Annotated in this window: 16 protein-coding genes; 4 read left to right on the forward strand and 12 right to left on the reverse strand. The window is 69.7% G+C overall.

Annotated elements, in window-relative coordinates; translation table 11 throughout:
• Positions 1 to 266: 266 nt before the first annotated feature.
• On the forward strand, positions 267 to 1,640 hold the full coding sequence (locus tag EW117_RS25950; protein WP_129789624.1) for an MFS transporter: 1,374 nt from the start codon (positions 267 to 269) through the stop codon (positions 1,638 to 1,640).
• Between the two features lie 192 nt (positions 1,641 to 1,832).
• Here EW117_RS25950 and EW117_RS25955 read toward each other — a convergent pair whose 3' ends face one another.
• From EW117_RS25955 to EW117_RS25990, 8 genes are all read right to left on the reverse strand, one after another.
• On the reverse strand, positions 1,833 to 2,279 hold the full coding sequence (locus EW117_RS25955) for a hypothetical protein (protein ID WP_129789625.1): 447 nt from the start codon (positions 2,277 to 2,279) through the stop codon (positions 1,833 to 1,835).
• Between the two features lie 58 nt (positions 2,280 to 2,337).
• On the reverse strand, positions 2,338 to 2,652 hold the full coding sequence (locus tag EW117_RS25960; RefSeq protein ID WP_129789626.1) for a VIT1/CCC1 transporter family protein: 315 nt from the start codon (positions 2,650 to 2,652) through the stop codon (positions 2,338 to 2,340).
• A gap of 40 nt (positions 2,653 to 2,692) precedes the next feature.
• Positions 2,693 to 9,088, reverse strand: coding sequence for an RHS repeat domain-containing protein (locus EW117_RS25965; RefSeq protein ID WP_165362872.1), 6,396 nt, complete (start codon positions 9,086 to 9,088; stop codon positions 2,693 to 2,695).
• Positions 9,089 to 9,180: 92 nt separating this feature from the next.
• Positions 9,181 to 12,369 (reverse strand): LamG domain-containing protein, encoded by a 3,189-nt coding sequence (locus EW117_RS25970; protein ID WP_129789628.1) that lies wholly within the window; start codon positions 12,367 to 12,369, stop codon positions 9,181 to 9,183.
• 614 nt (positions 12,370 to 12,983) lie between these two features.
• Positions 12,984 to 13,892, reverse strand: coding sequence for a phosphotransferase enzyme family protein (locus tag EW117_RS25975; protein ID WP_129789629.1), 909 nt, complete (start codon positions 13,890 to 13,892; stop codon positions 12,984 to 12,986).
• A gap of 38 nt (positions 13,893 to 13,930) precedes the next feature.
• Positions 13,931 to 14,869, reverse strand: coding sequence for an ABC-2 transporter permease (locus EW117_RS25980; protein WP_129789630.1), 939 nt, complete (start codon positions 14,867 to 14,869; stop codon positions 13,931 to 13,933).
• Entirely contained in the window at positions 14,866 to 15,873 is a 1,008-nt protein-coding gene (locus EW117_RS25985; protein ID WP_242504573.1) for an ABC transporter ATP-binding protein, read from the reverse strand. Before EW117_RS25985 ends, EW117_RS25980 begins: the two co-directional genes overlap by 4 nt.
• 32 nt (positions 15,874 to 15,905) lie before the next feature.
• A complete protein-coding gene (locus EW117_RS25990) occupies positions 15,906 to 16,976 on the reverse strand; it encodes a LolA family protein (protein WP_129789631.1) in 1,071 nt (356 codons plus the stop codon).
• Between the two features lie 175 nt (positions 16,977 to 17,151).
• On the opposite strand from EW117_RS25990, the gene EW117_RS25995 reads away from it, so the two are divergent.
• From EW117_RS25995 to EW117_RS26005, 3 genes are read left to right on the forward strand one after another with little or no spacing between them, the layout of a single operon-like run.
• On the forward strand, positions 17,152 to 17,835 hold the full coding sequence (locus EW117_RS25995) for a response regulator transcription factor (protein ID WP_129789632.1): 684 nt from the start codon (positions 17,152 to 17,154) through the stop codon (positions 17,833 to 17,835).
• The gene (locus EW117_RS26000) at positions 17,835 to 19,193 is read left to right on the forward strand and encodes a sensor histidine kinase (protein ID WP_129789633.1); all 1,359 of its coding nucleotides are present in this window, start codon (positions 17,835 to 17,837) and stop codon (positions 19,191 to 19,193) included. The genes EW117_RS25995 and EW117_RS26000 overlap by 1 nt, the downstream gene beginning before the upstream one ends.
• Positions 19,194 to 19,252: 59 nt before the next feature.
• Positions 19,253 to 19,999, forward strand: a complete 747-nt coding sequence (locus EW117_RS26005) for a sulfite exporter TauE/SafE family protein (RefSeq protein WP_129789634.1) — start codon at positions 19,253 to 19,255, stop codon at positions 19,997 to 19,999.
• A 10-nt stretch (positions 20,000 to 20,009) separates the two neighbouring features.
• On the opposite strand, the gene EW117_RS26010 is transcribed toward EW117_RS26005, so the two are convergent.
• From EW117_RS26010 to EW117_RS26025, 4 genes are all read right to left on the reverse strand, one after another.
• A complete protein-coding gene (locus EW117_RS26010; RefSeq protein ID WP_129789635.1) occupies positions 20,010 to 21,518 on the reverse strand; it encodes a tripartite tricarboxylate transporter permease in 1,509 nt (502 codons plus the stop codon).
• Positions 21,519 to 21,527: 9 nt separating this feature from the next.
• Positions 21,528 to 22,064 carry a tripartite tricarboxylate transporter TctB family protein gene (locus tag EW117_RS26015; RefSeq protein WP_129789636.1) on the reverse strand — a complete coding sequence of 179 codons (537 nt, stop codon included), beginning with the start codon at positions 22,062 to 22,064 and terminating at the stop codon, positions 21,528 to 21,530.
• A gap of 1 nt (position 22,065) precedes the next feature.
• Entirely contained in the window at positions 22,066 to 23,064 is a 999-nt protein-coding gene (locus EW117_RS26020; protein WP_129789637.1) for a tripartite tricarboxylate transporter substrate-binding protein, read from the reverse strand.
• A gap of 143 nt (positions 23,065 to 23,207) precedes the next feature.
• Entirely contained in the window at positions 23,208 to 26,513 is a 3,306-nt protein-coding gene (locus EW117_RS26025; RefSeq protein ID WP_207212055.1) for a family 43 glycosylhydrolase, read from the reverse strand.
• Positions 26,514 to 26,543: the final 30 nt, after the last annotated feature.

Below are 26,543 nucleotides of genomic sequence, written 5' to 3' on the forward strand. Positions count from 1 at the left end.
GGCTGGGCCGGACCTGTGCTGCCCGGTCGATACTGCCCCTCACCGCCGGTCGTGCCAACACGGTCACGGGCGGGAGTATTCACCGTTCACTACACCTTCACCCGTGACGCACCAGGCCGCAGTTCGACACGTCGCGACCGGCTTCCGAGTGCGCCCGTGCCCGCATGGCAGCGCGCGAGACCGGCCGTCGCAGCCTACGTCAAGGCCTCATCCATACTACGAGACGGCATGCCCAGATCGCGGACGGCCCGCTTAATCTCGCCCGCATGAGCACCTCCGCAACGCCGACCACCGGGACCGCCGACGGCGCCGCCGCGCCGGCCGGCAACCCCCGTGGCCGCGTCGTCGTCGCCTCCCTGATCGGTACCTCGATCGAGTTCTACGACTTCTACATCTACGCGACCGCCGCCTCGCTGGTCTTCCCGGCGCTGTTCTTCCCGAACGCCCAGGACCCCACCACGCAGCTCCTGTCGTCCTTCGCCGTGTTCGGCGTCGCCTTCGTGGCCCGGCCCGTCGGCTCGGTGCTGTTCGGCCACTTCGGCGACCGGATCGGCCGCAAGACGACGCTCGTCGCGTCGCTGCTCACGATGGGCATCGCGACGGTCCTGATCGGCCTCATCCCCGCGGCGTCCACCCCGGGCTGGGCCCTGGCCGCGCCCGCGGTGCTCGTGCTGTGCCGGTTCGCCCAGGGCCTCGGCCTCGGCGGTGAGTGGAGCGGCGCGGCGCTGCTCGCCACGGAGAACGCCCCGCAGGGCAAGCGCGCCATCTACGGCACGTTCCCGCAGCTGGGCGCACCCATCGGCTTTATCCTCGCCAACACGGTGTTCATCGCCCTGTCGACGGCGCTCTCGCCCGAGCAGTTCGCCGACTGGGGCTGGCGCATCCCGTTCCTCGCGTCCGCGGTCTTGGTGATCATCGGCCTGTGGGTGCGGCTCTCGCTGCTGGAGACGCCGGCGTTCCGCAAGGTGCTCGAGGCCGAGGCCGTCACCAAGGTGCCGGTGGCCCGGGTGTTCCGGACCTCCTGGAAGCAGATCGTTTCCGGCACGTTCATCATGCTGGCCACGTACGTGCTGTTCTACCTGATGACGACGTTCACCCTGAACTACGGCGTCGCCCCGACCGAGCCCACCGACGGCTCCCCCACGGGCCTGGGCTACGAGAAGATCGACTTCCTCTGGATGCTGATCATCGGCGTGGTGTTCTTCGGCATCTTCACCCTGGTCTCCGGCCCGATGGCGGAGCGGTTCGGCCGCCGGAAGCACCTCATCTGGGTCACAGCGGCGATCATCCTGTTCGGCGGGTCGTTCGTGCCGCTGTTCGCCGCGGGCGACGTCGGCGTGCAGACCCTGCTGATCCTCGGCTTCACGCTCATGGGCCTCACGTTCGGCCCGATGGCGGCCGTGCTGCCCGAGCTGTTCCCGGCCAACGTGCGGTACACGGGATCAGGGGTCGCGTACAACCTGTCGTCGGTGCTCGGTGCGGCGGTGGCGCCGTTCATCGCGGTGTGGCTGTGGGCTCAGGCCGGCTCGCCCGTGCTCGTGGGCGTCTACCTCTCCGCGATGGCGGTGATCACGCTCGTCGCGCTGCTCCTGACGCGCGAGACGCGCGACGTCGAGTACGAGGAGAACGTCGCGGCCTGAGGCTGCACAGCACGCTGCCCGACGCCGTCGCGCGCCTTCCGTAGGGGGGCGAGCGACGGCGTCGTACGTTGGGGGGACGGGCCGGGCAGCCAAAGGGCCCGCCGGTGAAGACCGACGGACCCCGAGGAAACGCTCGAACGGAGAGACCTGCCTCCGCCTTCGCACTACGCCTGCGTCTGACGACGACTGCCATCACCCAGAGGCACGGTCGTCCATCCCATCCCCCGCGGCAATCGCTGCCTGTATGAGTCGGATCCGCTCCCGCCGCTCCTCGCGGCTCAGCAGCGGCTCCCCCGCCAGCCGGATCACCATGCCGGTCGTCGGATCAACCTGGGGAAGGTGCGGGAACTCGTTCGCCGTGGTTGTGTACCCCGCCCGGACCTCCTCAGCCCTCCGGAATCCGAACCACATCGTCGTCACAAACATGAACGCAATATCAACAAGGATCGCAACCATGACCGACGTCAAGAAGACTGAACCCCCGTAGCCTTCGCCTCGGATCATCATGCCAACCGCAAGCACGAGCAACAGCACGAGTCCAGGCGGGACGCTCAAGAGAACGAATCCCATGATCGACCACGCGGAACGGCCTGGAAGCGTATCCATCTCAAGGCCCGGCCGCCACGTCTCATCGATCACCAGTTTGCTCCCGCCACGGAGCCCCGCCGCCAGACATGGCCGACAAGTCCACCAAGCATCACGGAAATAACATAAAGAAGTTGAAGGCGCTAAGAAACGAATTCCATGCGACGCGAATCGCCGAAATTCCCATCTTTCGCGACGTCTTCCAAGATGATATTCCCATAGTCAACGCCCCGGAGACGCAAAGAATGGCGGTAAGTGCGACCATCCAAACGGGAGCTGAGAAGATGTACGCGAGCAGCGACATAAGCGCGCCGACCAAGCCCATCCACACCGCCGCCGCCGCCAGAGGGCTCGAGTATTCCTGAATTGGCGAAAGTTTCTTTTCAGGGTTATCGCCACCACCCATATTCTCGGCATTTTCGTTCACCAGTAAAATCCTCCAAGCCCTGTCCATCGCTCGGAAAAGTCTAAGTCGGGTCCAACACCCTCGAAAAGTTCGCGCACCTGCCCGCCGTTAGTGCAACGACGGACGCAGCGGCCCCCTTCACGCACAACTGCAAATCCCTGTGCAATGCCGCGTGCGCCCTTGCTGACGCCACCGATAAGTGATAAACACCAGCCCCGTAACAAGCAGCGACAATTAGACCACCACCTGCACAGAGAATCGCACCTTCGAGTATAGCAAGTCCCTTGACAATTCCGTATGCACCATAGGCGAGGTTCACCGAAGCCGCCGTTATAAGACCCCATGGCGTTTCTGTCGAACTATCCCACCAGCCCCGCACCTGGTCGATAATCGACTGCCGGTCGTTGTCGCGTTCGGGTGCCTCCAGATTCAAGGCCTCAACGTAGACATCCCGCGCGGCGCCGTCACCCGTGCCGCCGCCGGCTTTTTCTCCAGACCCCCCGCCGCCACCCGAGTAGTACCCACCACCGTAGCTTGTTGAGGGGGCAGGTGCCGGCACGTAACTCCCTGGCTGGCCCGCGGTTGGCGCTTGTTTAGCGACGCCGTTCCCCCACATGGTCTTCTTGTCCTTCGGCAGAGCCTCCTGCACCGGCGGTTTCGCCGCCGACCCCGAAGACCCGTCGTGCGCGTACGCCTTCATGCCCGTTGGGTCTGAGAGCGTGACCGGCATGTTGTTCGCATACGAGTACGCGTTCCACTGCTGCGGGTCAGTCAGATCCATGATCGGGTCAACGCTGATGAACCTGCCCAGCACTGGGTCATACATTCGTGCCCCGATGGCGGTCAGCCCTGACGTGTCCTCCGGTTTGTCCAGGTACCCGTGATCACCAACCCAGGTCGGGCTCGTGCCATCCAGCCGACCGTCGGCGTCCGCGTCACCCGCGACGGCACCACGGGTCGCACCGAACGGATCGGTGTACTGACGAGTGACCCTGTTCGCCGACTGGTCCACCTGCAGCATCGGGGTCCCGTGGTGGTCCGGGATGATCGTGGTCTGCCCCGTGGCCCCGATCGCCGCCCGGGTCGTGATCGTCTTCCCATTGAACGAGTAGTACCGGTTCGCCGTGGACGCACGCCCATCCGCATACGCGGTCAGCTCCATCCCACCCGGCAGATACAGGGTCGAGGCACCATCCTGCGTCCGGACCAGACGGTCCCCGTCAGCCGAGTACAAGTACTTGTCCGTCTCGTTCGCGTCGGCCGTGTCCCCGTCCCCGTTACCGTCCTGCTTCAACGAGGTCAGCTCACCCTCGGCGTCCCAGGCCAAAGTCTGCGCGGACTGGCCGGCCAGAGTACGACCGGTCATGTTCCCCACCTGGTCGTAGGAGAACGACGACGCCCCCGTAGTCACACCTGCCGCATTCTTCGTCGTCACACCGGTCACGGCATGCGGCTTGCTGCCCGCCGCCCCGCCGGCAGTCGGGTAGGCGTACGTCGAGGTGCGGATCCCGCCGTTCGTCTCTGACGCGTTTTGGGTCACGGTCTTGCGGTTGCCCACAGCGTCATAGGTGTATGAGGTCCAGTACGGGTCTGCCCCACCGAGTCCGGCCACGGTCCTGTTGGCGGTGGCACAGTCGCCGTTGTTCGGTGTCCAGGCGTTGGTCAGGCGTCGCAGCCCGTCGTAACTGAAGCATTGCCGGTCGGGGCTCACGCCGGTCGCGGTGGGGGTGTTCTTGATGCCCAGCACGTTGCCCGCGTGGTCGTACGAGTAGCGCGCCACGACGTCGTCCCCAGTGGCGCCTTCGCGCGTGACGGACTGCTCGGTGAGCCGACGGGTGTTGATGTCGTACGTCCACCGTGCACCTACGGACCAGTTGCCGCCCAGGTCGGCGAACAGCAGGTCCCCGTACTCGGAGTACTCCGATTCGACGACGTACGCTCCGTCGGCCCCGCCGATCATCTGGTGCGGCTGGTTCGCCGAGTCGTAGGTGGTGGTGACGGTCTCCCCGAGCAGGTTCCCTGCGCGCTGCAGGTAGGTCGTCTTGGGCAGACCGGTCGCGGTGTAGGTGTACTCGGTCGTGTACGAGCCGGTCAGCCCGGACGGGAGTGCAGTGTTCGTGGGCACGGTGACCGTCTGGCCTGACGGCCGGTAGTGGTGGTCGTACCCCGTCACGGAGGTGGTCAGTGCCACTCCGCCGGAGTGCCTCGTGCTGGAGGTCAACTGGCCCTTCGCGAGCGTGTCGTACACCCACGAAGCACGCAGCACGCCCGTGGATGAGCTGTCGTCCCAGGTTGCGGTCTTCCGGCCAAGGGCGTCGTAGACGTGCACCAGCTTCTCGCCCCGCGCGTCGGTGGTCGAGGTGACCTGCCCAGCGTCGTCGTACTCCGTTGAGCTCGTGCCCTTGTCCGGGTCAGACGACTCGATCTGCCGGCCGCGCAGGTCGTACTTGTACGTCCACTTGTTCGTCGCCGGGTCGGTGACCTGCTTGAGCCGGCTGGCTGCGTCGTAGACGTACTTGGTCACCTGCGACGTCCCGGACGGGCTCGCGCCGAGGTACTGGTGCAGCTCGACCACGTTTCCACGTGCGTCGGTGATCTCCATCGTCGGAGTTCCGCCGGTGGGCGGGTCTACAAGAGTCCGGTCGCCCCGGTAGGTGGTCGTCGTACGCCAGCGTTCGTCGGCGCCGGAGCGTTCGATCTCTGCGATGGCTCGGCCTGCGCCGTCGAACTGGGTCACGGTTGAGGACGGGACGACGAACTTGAACTGGTCGTCCCCGCTACCGGTCGTGGGGTAGGCAACGGTGGTGGCCGGAGCACCGGTGCCGAACCACTTGTCATAGGTAATGTGCGCCAGACCCCGTGTGTCGTACAGGGTGTCGGTCACGACTCGGCCGGGGTTGTCGCGGTCTGCCGACGGCGACTGCGTCTGCCGATCGCGCAGCAGGCCGTCCAGGATCGTCGTCGACGTCAGGTAAGCGCTCGCGTCGTGGTTGAGCGTCTTGGTAGTCACGGCGTTCACACCGGTGTCCCGCACCGTGTACGCGAACGTCGTGTTCGCCGTGTGAGTACCCTGCACCCGCCCAGGCTCCCACACGGAGACCAGGCGACCCAGCCCGTCGTACTTGCCGCTGGTGACGTTGCCGTTCGGGTCAGTGACCTTGGTCGGCACGCCGAACGCTGGATCCTGGCTCGTCACCGTGCTGTGCTGAGTGAGAGGCCCGGTTCCATCCGGATCCGGCGACTTGACGGTGGTACCGGTCTGGAGACCTCCGACGTCGGTGTAACTGGTCGTCGTCACCCGACCCAGGGCATCTTTGACCGTCAGGACGCGGCCGTAGTCGTCGTAGGTCGTCTGACTGCTCAGCACGAACTGGGCACTCGTGCCGACGTAGGACTTGGCATCCTCCTCGGCCGTAACGAGGCCCTTGGTCGGAACTGCGCCCGCGGTCCCGCCGTCGTACCGGTACTTGTGCACCGACACCACACCGCTGGGGTAGTTCACCGACTGCCCGCACGCGTTGTCCTGAACCTCGACCCGCAAGACGGTGTCGAGGATGTTCTTGTCCTCATTACGGACGTACTGCGTCAGAGTGCAGGTCTCATCGCCGGTCACAGCCGTGTCGCCGCGCTCGGTCACCTCGAATGGCTGGCCGTAGACGTCATCGAGCTTCGTCTCGGTCACGACGGTCCGGGTGCCGGCCGCCAGGTCGGGCGCCGCCGTGATCGTCTCGGTCTTCTGCACGCCCGTGTGGTAAGCCGACTTGCCGCGCGAGTCCGTGGCAGTTGCGGACGACCGCCACGGGGTCGACTTGACCCGCTCGACCTCACCAGCTCCGTTGTAGGTGATGGTCTGGCGTTCCATGCCGGCGTACTGGTCCAGGTCGTTGATCCCGTCCACCGGTTCGCTCCGTGTGCCGCCGTCCGCGTTGAGGCGGTCACCGTGCATGCCTCGGAAGTACTGGGTGCGGGTGCGTAGCTGAGGGTGGTCGGAGATTCCCGTCTCCCCCTTCTTCGTCTCGACGACGTTGTATCCGCGCCATTGGCCCCACGTGCGCTGCTTCGGGCGGACGAGTTCGTTGTCGTCGTAGTGCCACGCGGCGTTTCCCTCGTACGTGTAGTACGTCTCGACGTTACGGGAACCAGGAATCCTGGCGTTCTCAAGGGTTGCGGTCACGACGTACTTGTGGAAATACTCCAGGACCGGAGCATCGGCCCCTGCCGGGGTCCAGTACACCGGCATGCACCGGCGCGTGTTCGTCCATGGGCTGGTCGGCTTCGAGCTGGCTGTGCAGTCCGGAGCCGAGTACGTGACGTTGGTCGCGCCACCCGACTCGGAGCGGACCTGGGTAAGACGGAACCGGTGCATCGACGGGCGCCCATCGGACTGCGTGTCGACCCGGTTCGGAACACCCGACCCGGTGAAGGTCACGAGCGGCAGGTTCGTCACGTCGTCGGCCGCGGCGTCCGCAGCGAGGCCGTCGTGCTCGACCGACTCCAGCCAGAGCTGCTTGCCGGTCTCACCACCAGGGTCCGGGAACGAATGCGCGAGCGTCCACTTGTCCACGTCCTCCCACGTGGTGCCGGTCTTGATCTGCGTAGTAGCTGCGGTAATGCGCTTGGTGGAGAAGAACGACGGGGAGTGGAGGTTCGGGCACTCGGTAGCGCCTGTGGAGCAGACCAGGTCCGTGGGCACGTCGGGCCATCTGCCCGGGTTGGCCTTCATCTTGGTCGTGGCACAGTCGAAATCCGTCGTGACCAGGCAGCGTTCGGACTTGGTGAAGACGACTCGTGCCGGCGCAGTGGCCTCCGAACCCAGCCGAGACCCGTAAAGGATCTGATTGATGGTCGAGCCGCGTTCGTAGTCGGTCACGCCGGCGCCGTCATTGTTCCCGTAGGAGTTGAACTCGCGGTTGTACGTGTACGTCATCGTGTTGCCGGAAGTGTCCAGGACGTACTCCAGGTTCCACCGCCATGCCTGCACGCAGGACGCCGAGGAGAATGCGCTGTTGTAGCAGGGCTCGCCGGGATGGTTGCCGTACACCCGCACGGTGCTCGTCGAGAACGTGGAGACCCCGTCGGCGGCAGTCTTGGTCCGCCCGAAGAAGTACTGCGTCCCGTCGGAAGTGGTGACCTTCCACCACTCCTTGTCGTCGTCTGCATTCCACCCTGGCGTGCTGGTGTCCGTGCCGCGGAACCGCTGCACCTTGGTGTTGTCGTCCCCGGCCAGGCGGAATGTGTCCGTGGAGCCGCTCTTGATCAGCTCGCCGGCCTTACCACCGAGCACCAGGCTGGCGTTATCCGACTTCCAGCAAAGGTCGCCGGTCTTGTGGCTCGCGTTGTTCGCGCTGCCGGCAGTGTCCTGAGCACAGGGGACGTAAGAGCGCTCGATGTATCCGCCGGTCGACAACGACCAGCCATCGCCGATCTCCCCGGCCTGGGAGTTGGTCGAGGCGACCTTGCCATCCAGCGAGCTGGAGTCGTAGTTCAGTGACACCTCAGGGGCCAGGCCACCGGGCACCGGCGGGGTGCGCATCGGGTAGGACCAGGTGAACGCTCCGGTGTTGCCGGTCACGTCCCACGACGCCGAGGGGTCCAGCGAGGTGGCGGACCAGTCCCCCTGATCACCGGACACGCCAGCGGCCAGCGCGAGCACCATCGGCTCGGTGCCTGAAACCTGTCGCCCAGCCGCATCGGTTGTGGCGGGGCGGCCCTCGGACAGCTCGACCCGGGCCGAGACAGCATTGCCCGATGCGCTGCCCGATGACAGGGAGCCGTCTGCCGGACGCAGCTCCGTCTGGTCCCGACAGCCCTTCACGTCGGGCGTTGTCAGCACACAGGCCGGCAACTGCACAAGCCGCGCGCGGGAGACCCAGTCGGGAGAGACGTCCAAACCGCTGACGTCCACCGCGAGATCCACCACGGACGGGCCTGTCTTGGCATCCGCCCGCCCGGCCGCGTCCTTCGTCACGGTCAGCAGCGCGCCGGTGAAACCTGCCCGTTCAGCTGCGGCCGCGCCAAGTGCGCGAACCCGCACCGGGCCGGACGCCTCGGACGCCGTCTTGGCGCCCTTGCCCGCGAGGTGCTTGACCGTGACGGGCAGGTCACCGGCCTCTCCGCGCGCAGGCTTGCCCACGCCGGGCTCGAGAGTCACCTCACCCGGTGCGAGGCTGGTCAGCGGCACGCCGTCGTCATTCTCGGTGCCCGTGTCGGCAGCGTCGGTGGTCGGGGCGCCCTTGACGATCTCCGGCGGAGCTGCGACAGGGGTCGTCTCCTTCTCGTGCGCGGTCAAGGGCTTCGCGCCCTCGACCGCATCCTTGCCCCACAAGTCTTCGCCGTGTTCCTTGCGCTCTTCGAGGCTCCAGGTCTGACGCTCGGCCAGGGCGGGCAGCACAGCCGCCGCTGCCGGTCCGGCGGTGGTCGAGAAGATGACGCAGACCGCGGCGATCGTGGAGATCATCGTGGTCAACGCCCTGCGCGTTCGGCGGCCGGGCATACCTGTCGCGGGCACACGCGTAGACGTGTTCCTGATAGCCATAGTCGTCAGCCCTCTCACTCGCCGCCACCGGGCGGGATGTCCCCCGGGTCGCCGACGACCGCACCATCGCCGTCGCCGTCTTCCAGCTCTGCCCCACCGGTCATATCGCCCGTGCAGATCGCGGTGATCTGACCGTTGCCCAGCGGCGCGTTGTACAGGCGGACCTCGTCGATCGCGCCCTTGAAGCCGTACGTGCGTACGTCGTTGAACTGGGACCGGCCGAGCTGCACAGGCCCGCCGGCGGACCATGCCTTGCCCGTGTAGTCAGTGGCGCCGTGACCGGGGTCGGTCACCGGGATCCCCGTGCCCTCGGGATCGCGGTTGTCCGGGTCGACAGGCACGGGACATACGGACAGGCTCAGCTCGTCCCCAGTGGCGTTGAACACCCCTGCCAGATGTACCCACTCACCAGCCACGACGGGGCGAGTGGAGTAGACGCGCTGGCCGGCTGACTCACCACCGTCCTCGTCATAGGTCCAGAAACCCCAGCAGGTAACTGGCTTCACACCCGCCGCGTTCGCGGGGCAATGAGTGCTGGCGAGCTTGCCGAGATTGAACCCGACATGCTTCACCGCGTCTTGGGAGACCGCGACCTTGGTCAGGTCACCTACCTCGTCGGCGCGGACGAACGCCGAGACCGTGAACCCTGCACGGAAGTCGTACTCGCCGGTCTGGTTCGCACACTGAGCCGCCTTGTGGCCCAGGTCCTCGGTCCTGCCATCCCGTACACCGGCAGGGCCCGTGGTGTCCGAGGCGCAACCGAAGGTATTCACCACCGGTCCGGCTGTGAACGCGGTGTCCGAAGCCGACCCATCGAAGACCAGCGCTTTGTCCTCGGGGCGTCTCAGGTTCAGCGCGAACGGCCCCGGTGCGCTCCGGCCCACCCCCTCCGAGAGACGCAACGTGTGTCGCAACCCCCCGGCGTCGGCGGTGTTCACGTCGGTCGAGCCGCTGATAGAGGTGAACTGGTCCATGTGCCAGTACGCGGCCGTTGTCGGGTAGTCCACCGTGAACCGGTACGTGCGCTCAGCCGTGCGCCCAGCGTCGTCGACGGCCTGTGCGTACAGGAGATGCGAGCCGGGTCGGGTCATCGAGAAGGGGATCGTCACCGGCCCACCCGGGGACGATGGCGCCTTCGACGAGCCCAGCCCGTCAGAGTTCATGGAGTACTTGTAGGTCACCACGTCCGAAGACGGCGAGTCCAGGGTGAACGACCCGGTGACGCCCACCCCACCGGAGATCTTTCCCTCCGGATACTGCGACGAGGTGATCGACGGACTGCCTGGGTTGGTGACGTCGACCGTGAAATAGCAGTTCGGGGACTGGTCCCAGGTCGTGTTTCGGTCGCCAGAACCATCCAGCACGTCCTGCACCGCCATCTGCCACTTGAACGTGCCTCCACCTGAGAGCGCCGACGACGGGATCGACCGCTCGAACGTGGCCGGCGGAGCCTGCGTCGCCGACCAGTCGGCGGTGTAGTACACCTGGGTGCCACCAGCGGTCAGCACACGGAACTTGACCCGGACCTGCCGCGAATCAGGGTCACGAGCAACTCCCCTCATCACGATTCCCGAAGTCATCGGGAACGACGGCGCCCCGGACGACGTGGTCGAACACGGTTCCGGCTGGCTGCCCTCCTGGTCCAGCTTCATCTCGCCCGACTTCGGCACCAGCGGTGCACGGTTGTAGACGATCTCCAGACGGGGGTTCTCGTATCGCTTCCACGTGTAGACGTCCGAAGTCGACGTGCCCTTGAGGCCCAGGGTGATCCGGGCAGAGTTGTTGTCCGCGGCCCACTTCGCGACCGTCCCGATGTTCCACTCGATGTCCCGGTCGTTGTTGCACGTGGGCTTGTGGTGGATGTCCTTCTCGTCGACCTTCGACTGCCACTTGCTCGAGGGCGAGAAGTTGCTCCACGTCGTCGAGCTGGAGATCGCAGCCGTCCGGTAGAGCTGGGTCACACGACTAGAGCATGCGTAGGTGTGGCTGCCGAAGATCCTGAACGTCGCCTCGCGAATGTCCGAGCCTCTCAGGCTCGCGATCGAGGTCAGCCCGGTCCACTGGAACGCCGACCGCACCACGTTCGTCGTTGGGCAGCCGATGGTCGCGGTGCAGGCACCCATCGGAAAGCTGGTCGCGTCGTTGTAGTGCACGCTCGACGGGTACGCGGACTGGATCACCGCCTTGCCGCCCGGATTCTTCGTACCTGTGGTGGGGTCAATGTGAATGACCCCGTCCATCCCGGCAAGCACGTCCGCGTCCAGGCTTATGACCACCCCAGCATCGGCACCCGCCGGAGCCTGAGCGCCGGTGACGAGCTCCGCATTCAGCGACTCGACGGCGTCACCGGCAACCGGCGCCTCCGCGCGCCGCTCGTCCACGCCATCCGCGCCGATCAGCTCACCATCCGGTGCCACCAGCACCTCCGAGCCGGCCTCGGCGGTCAGTGCAGCCGACTCGGTCGACGATTCTGCTGACGGCTCGGACAGCGCCTCTTGCGGGGCAGGTGCCAGCACCGCGTCCGCAGCAGAGTCCCAGGCCCGCGCCGCCGGCAGCACGGCAACCACCCGCGCCGTCGCGGTCTCGGTCACCTCGAACCCGCCCGCGTCCGCCGACCGCAGATCCAGACCGTCGGACACCGTCACCGGGAAGACCAGGCCATCGCCCGTCAGGCTGCCCAGCTCCGGCACCGAGCTGAGCGCATCGGCCGAATCTGCGCGGATCACCTCCGAGAACGAGGTCCCGTCCGAGTTCGGGGTCACGATCACGTCCACACCGGCGGCCAACGGGTAGACCACCTGTCCCGCAGCCACATCCACGACAGGGGCGGGCAGGTCGAACGGCACATTTACCGTGACCGTGTGGCCTTCCGGTGTGGTCAAGGAAGCAAGTGGTCCGCCCGAGCCCGAACCACCGGTGTCCCCGGCAGAGAAGGTCAGGTCCGCTGCCGGTGCAGCCATCACGATCCGCCCACCGACAGGCGCGCCGCGCAGGGTGGAGTCCACCGGACGCCACGGCGTGCCATCCCCATCCGCGTCGTCAGGGTCGGGAGCACGGACGGCGTCGATAGCCGACGACAGCTTGGCGTACCCGTCCGGCAGGATCGTCGTAGACGACCAGGGGTCGGTCAGCGGCTCGACCACGACCTCGGTGTCGCACGCCAGCGCAATCTCGCGCGCTCCGGCCTCGGTCGGCGCTGACATCGCCCCGCAATCCAGCGTGTCCTCGGTTAACACCATTGGCGCCGCCGGCCCAGCCAAAGATCCCGTCAAGGCCAGAGCGAGCACCCCGCTCGCCGCTCGGCGCACCCACGCAGCCTTCACCGAACCACGCAGCATGAACCTTTGGGCTAAGAGAGGGACGTTCACCAGACAGCCTCCGACCAGAACTCGGCAATCGACGAACCAGCCCGGGATGCCAGGACGACAACCGTGACGTCCACACAATTGGGACCAGCAGGGCGAGAGCCTGACCTAAGGCAAAGTCCGGGTCAATGTGGACAAACGTCCAGGTCGGCAACTCGAATCGGTACGTATCAAGTTGACAGCTAGAGGAATGATCGCCAGGGCCGCCTTTCAGCGGATGAATCGGATACACCCAGGAGACGTTCACCCCGCCCGAGCACCGCGCCGGTGTGACTCAGGTCACATGGGTGAATGCTCGCTGATGCCGAGGTGTCAGGTCGGATCGATCTGGGTCAGTTCGGCTTTGGCCAGAGTGCGGGCGCCGTCGGCACACGGTGCCCGGGACGGTGACCGCCGTGCGATGACCACAGGTCGGTTGTGCGGTACGAGCCGGCCGGATACGCCCGCTGGTATCACGCATTGGCCCGGCGAAGCCGTTCAGTCGCTTGCACCCGGAACGCATCGCGAGACGGGACACCGCCCAGTCCCTCCCAGAGGTTGTACGCGGCCATCCACAAGCTGGCCGCCCACGCGATCTCCTGCTCCGCGGGGCTGAACGACCGCCCCCGGACGTCCTGATAAGCCACCAGGAACACCTCGGAGCTCTCGATCGGCGCCAGCGTGGGAGGCCCGTCACTGGCGAACGCCCCGCTCGCCGCTCCCACCAGGGCCGCCTCCGGGTGCCAGGCCAGACTGTCCCAGTCGTGCACAGCCCACACCTGCTGACCGTGCCACCGGAGGTTCTGCGCCTCGAAGTCGCCGTGGCCCAGCACGCGCGGCAGGCCGGCGGCCAGCAGCCGCCGTCGGGCCCGGACGGCCGCGTCGACGACATAGGCGGGCACGGCCGAGTCCCGGTCGCCGGGAAGGTCGACATCCGGCCACACGCCGGCATCGGTGTGGTCCCAGCGCACCCACGGCGGATTGGGCAGCGGCGGCGCGACGGTCACCTCCGCCAGCTCGGCCATGAGCCGGGCGAACACCTCCGCGCAACGCGCGGCCACGTCAGGCGAGTCCCCGTGCAACACCTCGCCGCCGGGCCGGAACTCCTCGGCGTGCACGGCCAGCGAACCGACACCGGTCACCGGCGTGAGCGGCCGGGCACACGGAAACCCCCGCTCGGCCAGCCACGCCTGCGCCGCGACACATGACGCTGCCCGGCCGCCGTCAGCGCGCGCCTTGACGACCACCTCCCTGCCGCCGCGCAACCGGACACCGAACACCATCGAGACCTGGTGCAGCTGGAACAGCACGCCGTCGGGCTCGCTACCGAGATGATCCGCACACCAAGCCGGCAGCCAGGCCGGCAGATCGTCCGAAGACACAGGCACGACTGTGCCACAGGGGCCGTGCGACCGATCGCTCACCCGTCCTTCGTCGTCAGCCGCGCATAAGCCAGCGATATGCCGATGACGAGGTAGCACAGCGCCCGGACCATTCCCTCGCCCAGGCCGTCGAACGACACCGGATCCCGGATCAGGTCGACCAGGCTGTTCAGCGACGTCGGCAGCAGGTACGGGTGCAGCCAGTCCAGCGCCGAGAACTGCAGCAGCACCTCGGAGACGATCAGTCCGCCGAGTACGCTCACCACCACCAGCATGGGGTGCTCGGTGGACGCCGAGATCGCCAGCGCGACGGCGCCGACCGCCATCAGGTACACCGTCGCCCAGGCGATGGCGATCGCCAGCCGCCACAGCACGTCCCCGAACGTCAGCTCCGTCCCGGACATCGACACCAGGCCGTCCGTCCCGGCGAGGACGAGCCCCGTCACCAGGCCGGACGCGACCACCAGCCCGGCCGCGACCAGCGCGACCACGAGCACCCCGAACGACTTCACCACCAGCAGCCGACCGCGGGCCACCGGGGCGAGCAGCCAGCCGCGCAGCGCGCCGTGGGACTGCTCGCCGGCCAGCGCGTCGGCGCTCGCCATCGCCACCGTGAGCGGCAGCATGAGCATGAGCAGCGTCATCAGCGACCCCAGCGGGAGCACGAAGGCGCTGGTGACCATCGTGACGAAGATCGGGGCTTCCCCGTCCGGCCCCATCGGGCCGGAGCCGCCCGGGCCGATGGGGCCGGACGGAGTGGACGTGGCCGAACCATTCACCGTCAGGTCGACCGCGATGCCGGTGATCACCGGGAGCGTGGCCAGCAGGCCCAGCACGACGAGCGTCCGCGGACGCCGGAAGATCCACCGCACCTCGGCCCACAGCAGGCGCGCGATCGGGGCGCGCCGCCGTGCGGGGAGGGCGCCGGGCGGGTCTGTGCCCTGCACCGGCGAGGTCACAACCGAGCTCTGCGTCATCGCACCCCGCCTTCCTGAGCCATCGACGGCTCGTCGCGGGCCGGCTCGTCGCCGTCCAGCTCACCGACGACCTCGCCGACGTCGTGCGTCAGCCGCGCGAAGGCCTCCTCCAGCCCGGTGCGCTCCCGCCGGGCCTCGTCCACGCCGACGCCGGCCCGGACAAGCGTCTCGATCACCGTCGCCGGCGTCGTCGTCGTGAGGTCCACGCGCACGCCGTCCGGCGCGAGGCGCGCGGGGATCCGCTGGTCGCGCAGGGTGTCGACGGCGCGGGCGCCGTCGGGCGTGGCGACGAGCAGCGTGGGGCTGCCGGACTCCAGCAGGTCGTCCAGGGCACCCTGCGCCACGACGACGCCCTGGTTCAGCACGACCACGTGCGTGCAGGTGGCCTCGACCTCCGCCAGGAGGTGCGACGACACGAGCACCGTCACGCCGTGGGCGTGCAGCTCCGCGATGATCCGGCGGACCTCCTGCGTACCGGCCGGGTCGAGACCGTTCGTCGGCTCGTCCAGCACGACGAGCCTGCGCGGCGCCAGCAGCGCCGAGGCCAGCCCGAGCCGCTGCTTCATACCGAGGGAGTACGCGCGGTACTTCCTCCGGGCCGCACCCGCGAGACCGACCCGCTCCAGCGCAACGGACACGGCGTGGTCCAGGTCCCCGCCGGCCAGCAGCGGCTCCGCGGCGGCGAACCGCAACAGGTTCTCCCGGCCCGACAGGAACGGGTGGAATCCCGGACCCTCGACCAGCGCCCCGACGTGCGGCAGGACCCGGTCGACCGCCCCCGGCACCGGCACGCCGAGCAGCTCGATCTCGCCCTCGGTCGGCTGCACGAGCCCGAGCAGCATCCGGATCGTCGTCGTCTTGCCGGAGCCGTTCGGCCCCAGCATCCCGACGACGGCGCCCTCCGGGACCTCCAGGTCGACGCCGTCCACGGCGACCGTTCCCTTGTAGACCTTGCGCAGCCTCCGGGTGCGCGCCGCGAGGGCGGTGCCGGAGGCGTTCCTCATCTCCGGCACCGCCGCTTCGGCCCGCGCTGTGGTCACTGCTGGTCCAGGGCGTCGACCAGCACCTGCTGCGGCACCGCGCCGGCCGCGATCCGGCCGTCCTCGGTGACGATCGCGCCGCCGACGGCGATCTGGACGTGGGACCCAGAGCCGAACTCGCCGGACACCGGCGTACCGATCTGCTCCAGCATCCCGGTGAGGTCCTGCCCGCCCTCGACGGAACCCCCGGCCGAGCCGCGGGCCGGAGCCTCGCCGATCACCACGGTGTCCCAGCCCTCGCCGACCGTCGTCGTCCGCTGCTCGACGCTCTCGGCGTCGTGCTCGCCGGCCGCCTTCTCGAGGTCGTCCGCCTCGGTCGCCTCGACCTCGGCGCCCTCCGGCGGCGTGAACTCGAACAGGTCCGCGTCCTGCGCGCCGACCGCGAACTCGACGAAGCCGAGCGACAGGACCGGGTCGGACGCGCCGTTGGCGTACACGTCGAAGCGCAGCGGGACGCGCGTCTCCTCGTCGATCGCCACCGTGATCTCGCGCAGCAGTGTCTTCTCCGAGGGCTTCGGCGTCAGCACGAGCTCGTACGCGGCCCGGTCCGCGACGCGCGCCGTGCCGTCCACGAAGATGTCGCTGGTCGGGCGCAGCCGCTCGATGATCTCGGCCGCCGCCTGCGACGGGTCGGCCAGCTCGGACTCGGCGTGCCCGCGGGCCGCCGCGGCGTCGGCCTCGTCCCAGGTGAGGCGCTTCGCGGCGTTCTCCTGCGAGTCGTATGCCCACGCCTCGTCCGCGTTCTTCACGAACGTCAGCTCGGACGACTGCCGCTCGACCTGAACCCGGGCGCCCTCGTCGCCGTCGTGGAAGACCCGCACCGACTCGAAGTCGAGCGCCTCCGTCCCGGGCACGGCGGGCAGCCCGAGCTCGTTGTGCAGCTCCGCCACGCCGTCGAACGCCGGCGGCCGGGCCTCCAGCGCGGAGGTGACCAGCTCCTCGGCGCCGATCGCGGGCAGCACCGGATCGTCGTCCGCCCCCGCGGGCAGCGCGGTCAGCGCCAGACCCGCGATCCCGGCAGCGATCCCCGACCCGGCGGCGACCAACGCCTTTGCCTTCGGCCTCATGTCCTCGCTCCTTCACTCCTGGAACCAGTGTGCTCTCCCTGACCCGTTCCACGATGCCCCCTGCCGACTGAGACCTCGCTGAGAAGGTGGCCCGGGCTGAGATGGTGCTGAGAGCGGCCGGAATACACCCCGTCACGTGCGCGATCGGGCCCCAGGGTGCGGCATGCTGGCAACCATGGGACCGCAGATCCTCGTGGTCGACGACGAGCCGGGCGTCCGCAAGGCGCTCGACCGCGGCCTGCGCGCGGAGGGGATGGACGTCACGGTCGCCGCCGACGGGCCGACGGCGCTGCGGCTGGCGCGCACCGGCTCGTTCGACGCGATCCTGCTGGACATCATGATTCCCGGCCTGTCCGGGTACCGCGTGCTGCAGGAGCTGCGCTCGGCCGGGGTCGCCACGCCCGTGCTGTTCGTCTCGGCCAAGGACGGCGAGGTGGACCAGGCCGACGGGCTGGACCTCGGCGCCGACGGCTACCTGGTCAAGCCGTTCTCCTTCGTGGTGCTGCTCGCCCAGCTGCGCGCCGTCCTGCGCCGCGCGGCCGCGGGCACCACGCGGGGCCCGATCCGGCTCGGGCCGCTGACCATCGACCGCGGGGCGCGCACCGTGCGGTACGACGACGTCGACGTCCCCCTCAGCCCGCGCGAGTACGCGCTGCTGGCGGCCCTGGCCACGCGGGCCGGGGCCGTGTGGACGAAGCAGGAGCTGCTGCACGAGGTCTGGGGGGACGAGCAGGCCGCGACCAGGAACGTCGTCGAGGTGTACATCGGCTACCTGCGCCGCAAGCTGGCCGCCGTCGGCGCCGGAGATTTGGTGCGGACCGTCCGGGGGCACGGGTATCAGCTCGGCGGGCCGCAGTAGTGCCGGGGGCCGGGCGGGAGTCAGGGCGGGCCTCGTCGGGCGGACGCTGGGCCGGCGTCTCGCTGCGCCTGCGGATCACCGCCCTCGCCACGGCGGTCACCCTGGTGTGCCTGCTGGGCCTCGCGATGGCCGCGGGCCGGGGCCTCGTACCGCTGCTGACCGACGCCGTGGACGACGAGCTCCAGACGGCGCTGAGCGGCGCCACCAGCGACGTCGTCGCGGGCCGGACCCCCGCCTCCCCTGACGGCCTGGAGGTGCGGGTGCTGGACACCGCGGGCGGTCCCACCGCCGACGACGGCGCGCCGCCGGCCCTGACGCGCGACCAGGTGCGCGCCCTCAAGGCCGGCACCCCGGTCACCGCGGGCGACCCGCAGCCGGTCCGCTGGCACGGCACCGTCGCCACCGCGCCCGACGGTAGCCAGCGGCTGGTCGTCGTCGGGACGGGCCTCGTCGGGCAGAACGCCGCCAAGGCCTCGGGCAGCCGGTGGCTTCTCGTCACCGCGCTCGTCGGGACCGGCGTGGCCGGGGTGGCGATCTGGTTCGCCGTCCGGTCGGCGCTGCTCCCGGTCGCCCGGATGCGGCAGTCCGTCCGCCGTCTGGCCCCCGGCGAACGCGTAGCGGTGCCCGACGCCGCGGCGGGCGAGCTGCGCGCCCTCGCCGACGACTTCAACGTGCTGCTGGACCGGCAGGACGCCACGACCGAGCGGCTGCGGCGGTTCACGGGTGACGCGGCGCACGAGCTGCGGTCCCCCGTGGCGTCCATCCGCGTGCAGTCGGAGGTCGCCGTGGCCAACCCCGACCCGCAGGTCTCTCAGGAGGTGCACGCCGACGTCCTGGCGGACGCCGAGCGGCTGTCGGCGTTGCTCGACGGGCTGCTGGCACTCGCGCGCTCGGACGCCGGGGAGCTGCCGCCGGCGGACTCCGTCGACCTGGTCGACGAGGTGCGCGCGGCGGTGGCGCGGGCCGCGGAGCAGCCGGTGCCGATCGTGGTCAACGCCATGACCGGCCAGGCCTGGGCGTCCGCGGCGCAGACCGAGATCCAGCTCGTCCTCGACAACCTGCTGCGCAACGCCTGCAGGTACACCCGCACGCGGGTCGTGGTGTCGGTCCTCGCGGGCCGCTCGGACGTCCGGGTGCTGGTCGACGACGACGGCCCGGGCGTCCGGCCGGAGCACCGGGCAAAGGTCTTCGACCGCTTCTACCGGGTCTCCGACGACCGCGCGCGTTCGTCGGGCGGCGCCGGGCTCGGCCTGGCGCTGGTCGCCGAGCTCGTGCGCCGCCGAGGCGGCCGGGTCGCCGTCGGCGAGTCGCCCGACGGCGGCGCCCGGTTCACCGTCGCGTGGCCCCGGGCCGGGTGAGGACCGATGTCACAGGGCATCCGCCCGGAAGGGCCCGGCGGGAGAGATAGCGTGGCCGCGTGGAGACGACGGCCCTGATCGCAGCCTGCGTCGCCGTCGTACTCGGGGCCGGGCTGCAGCGGGTCGCCGGGATGGGCCTGGGCCTGGTGGCCGCGCCGGTGCTCACGGTGTTCCTGGGCGCTTCGGTGGGCGTGCTGGTCAGCAACGTGGCCGCGATCGTCACGGCCCTGCTCATCCTGCGGGCGCTGCGGGACCGGGTGGACTGGCGGCGGGTCGTCACGATCCTGCCGCTGATGCTCGTGGGCTCGGTGCTCGGCGCGCTGACGGTGCGCGAGGCCGACACGGCGTGGCTCGACGTGATCGTGGGCGGGTCGGTGCTGGTCGCGCTGGCGGCGTCGGCCCTGTTGCGCCGTCGGGTGCGGATCAAGGGCCGGTCGGTCGCGATCGCGACCGGACTGGCTGCCGGCTTCATGAACACCACGTCCGGCGTGGCGGCGCCCGCGTGGACGGCGTACGCGCTGGCCACCCGCTGGGACCACCGGTCGTTCGCCGCGACCCTGCAGCCGCTGCTCGTCGTCATGAACGCCATGTCGGTGGCCACCAAGCTCGGCCTCGGCGCGATCCCGGCCGGCTCCGCTCCCGCGTGGTGGGTCTGGCCGGTGCTCCTGGGCGCGGTGCTCGCCGGGGTGGCGCTCGGCGCCGTCCTGGCCCGGCGCGTGCCGACGCGCGTCGCGTCCCGCATAGCGCTGACCGTCGCGGTAGCAGGCGCGATAACGGCCCTGACAAGAGGCCTCCTCACCCTCTGACCTCGTGGGATCACTCGTCTTCCGCGAAGACGACGTCTCGCTTGCGGCGGATCATCGGGAGCACCGCCAGCACCAGCGCGATCACGGCGAGCCCGAGCAGCACGGCCGAGATGGGCCGCGTCACGAACACCGTGGGATCGCCCCGCGAGATGAGCAGGGCACGGCGCAGGTTCTCCTCGAGCAGCGGTCCCAGCACGAATCCGAGCAGCAGCGGCGCGGGCTCGCACCCGGTCCGCACCAGCACGAAGCCGAGCACGCCGAAGACCGCCACGGCCATCACCTGGTACGGGTTCTGCCCCAGCGAGTAGGTCCCGATGCAGGCGAACACCACGATGACCGGGAACAGCACCGAGTACGGCACGGTCAGCATGCGCACCCACATGCCGATCAGCGGCAGGTTGAGCAGCACCAGCAGCACGTTGCCGACCCACATCGACGCGATCAGGCCCCAGACCAGAGCGGGCTGTGCCGTCATGACGTCGGGACCAGGCGTGATGCCCTGCACGATGAACGCGCTGAACATCAGCGCCATCACCGGGTGCGCCGGGAGGCCCAGCGTCAGCAGCGGGATGAACGACGTCTGTGCCGCCGCGTTGTTCGCCGACTCCGGCCCGGCCACGCCCTCGATCGCGCCGTGCCCGAACTCGGCGGGGTTCCGCGAGACCCGCTTCTCCACCGAGTACGACGCGTACGAGGCGAGCACGTGCCCGCCGCCCGGCAGCACGCCCAGCAGCGACCCGAGCCCGGTCGCGCGGATCACCGGGCCGACGATCCGCCGCAGCTCCGCCCGGCTGGGCCACAGGTTCGACACGCGGCTGACCATGCGGGTCCTGGAGCGGGGGTCGTGCAGGTTGCGCAGGATCTCGGCGATGCCGAAGACGCCGACGGCGACCGCTACGAAATCCAGTCCCTGATACAGCTCGCGGACGCCGAACGTGAAGCGCGGCGTGCCGGTGGCCAGGTCCTGGCCCATCGTGCTGAGCAGGATGCCCAGCACGATCATCGCGAGCGCCTTGAGCGTGGACCCGCTCGCCAGCGCGATCGACGCGATGAGGCCCAGGACCACCAGCGAGAAGTACTCGGCGGCGCCGAACGACAGGGCGGCCCGGGCCAGGGGCGGGGCCGCGGCGGCGAGTACCAGGGTCGCCACCGTGCCGGCGAAGAACGAGCCGAGCGCCGCCACCGCGAGCGCCACGCCGGCCCGTCCGGCACGCGCCATCTGGTGCCCGTCGATCGCCGTCACCGCCGCCGACGACTCCCCCGGCAGGTTGAGCAGGATCGCCGTCGTCGAGCCGCCGTACTGGGCGCCGTAGTAGATGCCGGCGAGCATGATGAGCGCGGACGTCGGGTCGTCGAACCCGAAGGTGATCGGCAGCAGCAGCGCGATGGTCGCCGTCGGGCCGATGCCGGGCAGCACGCCGACGGCGGTGCCGAGCGCGACGCCGAGCAGGCAGAACATGACGTTGTGCCACTGGAGCGCCTCGGAGAACCCGAGCGCGAGGTTGTCGAACAGGTCCATGTCGTGCCCTTACCCGCCGAGCCAGTCGCCGAACAGCGCGAGGCGCAGCTGCAGCAGGACGACGAAGATGATCCAGCTCGCGACCGTCAGGCCGGCGGCGATGACCAGTGCGCGCAGCGGCTTGGTCCCCGGCCGGGCCAGTGCCGCGAGCAGCCCGGTGCCGAACGTCGCCGGCAGCAGCCCGAGGCCGTCGACCGTGAAGGCGAAGAACGTGACGGCGGCGAACACCGCGACGGTCGGGCGCCACTGGATCCCGGCGAGGGGGCGTGGGTCGGGTGCGTCGGCGTCGGGCACGACGGCGTCCGAGACCTCGCCCCCGGGCGCCTCGCCGGGTGCGGGGTCCGGCGCGACGTACGCCTTCACGACCGTGGCGAGGCCGAGCGCCGCGAGCACCAGGCCCAGCGCGAGCGGCATGTACCCGGGCCCCATCTCGAGGAGGGAGCCGAGGTCGTAGCCGAGCGCGCCGATCGAGAAGGCCGCACCGAGGCCCACGAAGATCAGGCCCGCGACGAGGTCGCTCGTCGAGCGGGGCCGGAGAGTGCCGATGTCAGCCTCCCTGGCTGGCGCCGATGATGTCGCCCCAGGTCGCGGTCTGCTCCTCGAGGAGCGCGGCGTGTGCCTCGGGGGTGGCCTGGTCCTCGCTGACGGGTGCCGTGCCGAGGTCGGCCATCTGGTCGATGACGGTCTCGTCGGCCAGGGCGACCTGGAGGGACTCGGTGAGCCGGGTGACCACCTCGTCCGGCGTCTCGGCCGGGACGTACAGGCCGTGCCACACGCTGACGGCGATGTCTTCCTGGCCGCCCTCGGCGGTGGTGGGCAGGTCGGGCAGCGCCTCGATGCGCTCCGGCGTCGTGACGGCGTAGGCCTTGACCTCGCCGGCGGTGATCTGGCCGGTCGTGTTGGTGGTCTGGTCGCACATGAAGTCGACCTGGCCGCCGACCAGCTCGGCCATGGCGGGGCCGGTGCCGTCGTACGGGACGGCGGTGAGGTCGACGCCGAGGGCGTCCGTCAGGAGCAGGCCGCACAGGTTGGACGCGGAGCCCTCGCCGGCGTGCGCCATCGTCACCGTGTCGGCGTTCTCCTCGATGTAGGTCACGAACTCCTCGAACGTCTCCGGCTCGAAGTCGGAGCGCGCGATGATCGTCATCGGCACCTCGGTGACCAGGCCCACCGGCTTGAAGTCGGCGATCGGGTCGTAGGCGAGGTCGTCGTAGAGCGCGGGGGCGGTGGACATGCCGATGTGGTGCATGAGCACGGTGTAGCCATCGGCCTCGGCGGTGGCCGCCTGGCCGGCGCCGACGGTGCCGCCCGCGCCGTCGACGTTCTGGACGACGAGCTGCACGCCCAGGTCGTCCGACATGGGCTCGGCGATCATGCGGGTCACGGTGTCGGTGGGGCCGCCCGCGGAGAACGGCACGATGATGTCGATGTCGTCCTCGGGGTAGCTGGCGGGGTCAGCACCCGAGCTGCAGGCGGCCAGGATGAGGCTGAGGCCGGCCAGCGCAGCACTGTACGCGGCCACCTTCCGGGGTCCGGCGGGGGTCATGTCCGTCTCCGATCATCGTCGATCCGGCAGAGGTTGATCCGTTGCGACCTGCCGCGATAACGCCAACAGGCCGAGACCGTGACAGTACCTCCGCGCATGTGACGGCCGCCACAAAGCGGGCGCGGCTTGACCGAACGGTGACCTCAGCCGACCGGCTCCGCAGCGGACGGCTCGTCCCAGAACCGCGTGCGCAGGAACGTCCCCGTCGACGTCGCCGCCGTGCTGTTCGCGGTGGCGGTGACGCCGGCGTCCAGCCGGGCGTCGGGTGTGGCCAGCGGCGCGGTCCCGACCTGTGCCCACGGCTGCTCGGGCGAGGTGCGGTAGTAGCCCGTCATCGTGGTCTCGGAGGTCCGCTCGAGGCGGAGGTGGACGGGCGCCGTCGCGAGCGCGGTCTTGCTGCCCTCGCTGTCGAGCCAGCCGTCGCCGTTCGTGTCCCACTGCAGGTACGCGCCCGACGGGCTGGTCACGAGGTCGACGTACCCGTCGGCGCTCCCCTTGCCGGCGACCGACAGGTCGTTGCGGACGACGAGTCCGGCGCGCGGGTCGCCGCTGCCCCCGCGGTCCAGGTCCGCCACGTAGGTCTCGACGGACCCGCCGACCGGGAGCCGGTCGGCCTGGTAGACGACGCTGAGGTTGTCCTTGTTCGTCCACAGGCCGTCGTCCGAGTCGCTGATGCGGAACGAGGCGTCCGTTCCCTCGCAGAAGGACGCCGGGCGGGTGGCCAGCGCGGCCGAGGCCCACGGAGCGCTCACCTCGTCGTCGGCGCACCCGGAGGCGGTGAACCGGACCGTGTACGTCCGCGTCGTGTGCCCGTCAGGCGCGGTGACCGTGACGCGCGCGGACGTCTGGTCGGCGTCGACCGCCACGGTCGCGTCGTCCTGCACCGGGTCCGCGGCCACCTCGGGGACCGGGCCCCACGGCCCGGACTCGACCTGGTACCCGACGGTGCCGGCCTCGAAGCCGGGGACGGCGACGCCGTCGACCGCGAGACCCGCCAGCCGGGCGTCGCTGCCGGGGTGCAGGACCCGCACGAGGTAGACCCGCTCGGCGACCGGATCGCCGCCCTCGCCAGCCGTCACGGTCACGTACGCCCACGGCCGCTCCGCGGTGGCGGGGTCGACAGTGACCGTGGCGGCGGGATCGCTCGCGGTTCCCGTGACGACCGGCGCCGGGTCGTCGGCCAGGACCGTGTGGTCCCAGCTCGCCGGGTCGAAGCCGTCGACGGGCTCGCCGTCCACGGTCAGGGTCGCGAGGTCGGTCGCCGACGTCGGTGCGAGCCCGAGGACCTCCACCTCGGAGACCGCCTGCCACGTGACCGTCTCGGTCGTCAGACGCACGCGGACGGCGGTCGTGGGCGGGACCGCCGAGGTGTCCAGCCGGACCACCGGCGCGGGTCCGGAGGCGTCCTGCGCGACGTCGGCCGCGACGTCCGTCGTCTGCCAGTCGCCGTTGGTGTCCTGGTACTCGACCGCGATCCGCGACGGCCACGTCGCGGTCTGCCCGTCCTTGTAGAGGTGGACCACGATCTCCTGCGGCGCGCGCAGCTCGGACCACGCGTAGTCGAGCGTGCTGTTCCGCGGGTGGTTGCCCCCGGCCGCCCAGTCGTCCCAGCCCTTGCCGAGGCTACCGTCGACGGTGCTCGCGGCGAGCTCCTGCCGGAACGACGCCGTGACCGTGGCGCCGGGCGCGAGGTTGTGCACCCCGTGCGCGACCACCTCGACGGTGCGCCGGAACGTCCGGCCCGCCGTGAAGTCCTCATCAGCGGCGAGCGTTCCCGTGATCGTCTGCGGACCGGCCGACCGGATCACGGTCGGGCTCCACGTCACCGGGACATCGGTAGCGGCGCCGTTCGCCGTGACCTCGACGGTGTCGGGCAGCACCTCGGACAGGTCGTCGTTGGTGCGGACGGTCGCGGGGAGCCGGTCGTCGGTGACCTCCCAGATGTAGGGTCCCGCACCCTTGTCGTCCCAGTACTCGTCGGTCCACCCGTCCGCCCAGCGGGCGTCCTCGGAACTGGGGTTGCGCATCTCGAGCCGACCGCCCTCGCCGATCGTGATCGGCAGCCAGACATACGTGGAGTCGGCGGCACCGGCGTTCCAGCGGTCGCCCATGTAGACGAACCTGCCGGTGCCCGGGTCCAGCGGGAAGACGTTCGTGGACTGTGACCCGAAGCTCGTCTTGCGCGAGTCGCCGACCGACAGCAGGCCGTCGCCGCCCTCCGGGATCCTGTTGTAGGCGACGTTCTCGTGCTCGTCGTCCGGGTCGACCCCGCGGATCCAGGTGCCGAGCATCGAGTCGGCGGTGTAGTAGGTCTCCGGGTTCGGCGACCAGCCCGTCGCGCCGGACGCGACCGCGTAGTACTTGCCGTCGTGCACGAAGACCGCCGGCGCCTCGAGGACACCGCACCGGCGCACGATGCTGTAGTCCTCACCCGCGACGGGAGCGCGCTTGGTGCCGTCGGCCCAGATGCGCGGATACCGCCCGTCGGCCGAGTACTGGATGCCGACCTCGTCGTGGGTCGTCGTCTTCTCGACGTTCGTGTACTGGTCGTTGAGCCGGGCGATGTAGAGGCTGCGGTTCTCCTCCGACGAGTACACGACGTACGCGGTGCCGTCGGTGTCCTGGAACACCGTCATGTCACGGGCCTGTCCCGGCACGGCGCTGGGCATGTTGCACGCGGTCTGATAGGTCGGCTCGTTGTAGAGGCGGTATGCGCCTCGCAGCTCGAACGGGCCGGTCGGCGAGTCGGCGACCGCGACCGCCGCCAAGGACCGGGCGTAGTTGCTGCCGCCGGGTGTGATGCTCCCGTCGGAGTGCCACCACATCACCCATTTCTCGGTGTCCTCGTTGTAGAGCACCTTCGGCCGCTCGAAGATCGAGTTGAGCTGCGCCGCGCCGTCGGGCGCCGTCGCCTTGACGTTGAGGTAGTAGAAGAGCTCGTCGATGCGCTCGGTGCGCGGCGTCCCGTCGTCGGCCACCGTGTCGTAGAGCGCGTCGAAGTACTCCGACTCCAGCTCCTCGCGGGACGTGACCGAGCGCAGCACCACGCCCTCGTTCGTCCAGTTGTACGTGTCGGTCGAGCTGTACAGCGAGACGCCGGGGCTCTCGTAGTAGCCGTTGGACCGGTCCTCGCCGTACCAGTAGTGGACGGTGGTGCCGCCCTCCTCGACGGTGGTGGTGTCACCCGCCTCGACACCGAGCTCCTCGGACGTCCGGGTGACGATCTGGCCACCGTGCGCCTGGATGTGGCGCCCCTCGGTGTCGTACCAGTGCGGCTGGAAGTATCTGCCCGACGAGGCGCCCGGGTCCGACACGGGCGGATAGGCCTCGTACTCGATGGGGTCGGGGATCGTCGGCACGTCGGCGGCGGCGGGCGGGGCCACGCCCGCCGCCAGGGCAAGGATCGCGACGGCTGCCGCAAGTCCGCGACTGGTACGTCGAATGCTCATGGTTCGTTCCTCACGCATCGTTGCGGACTT

It is taken from the genome of Promicromonospora panici (assembly GCF_900608595.1).
In the GTDB taxonomy this organism is placed as follows: Bacteria; Actinomycetota; Actinomycetes; order Actinomycetales; family Cellulomonadaceae; genus Promicromonospora; species Promicromonospora panici.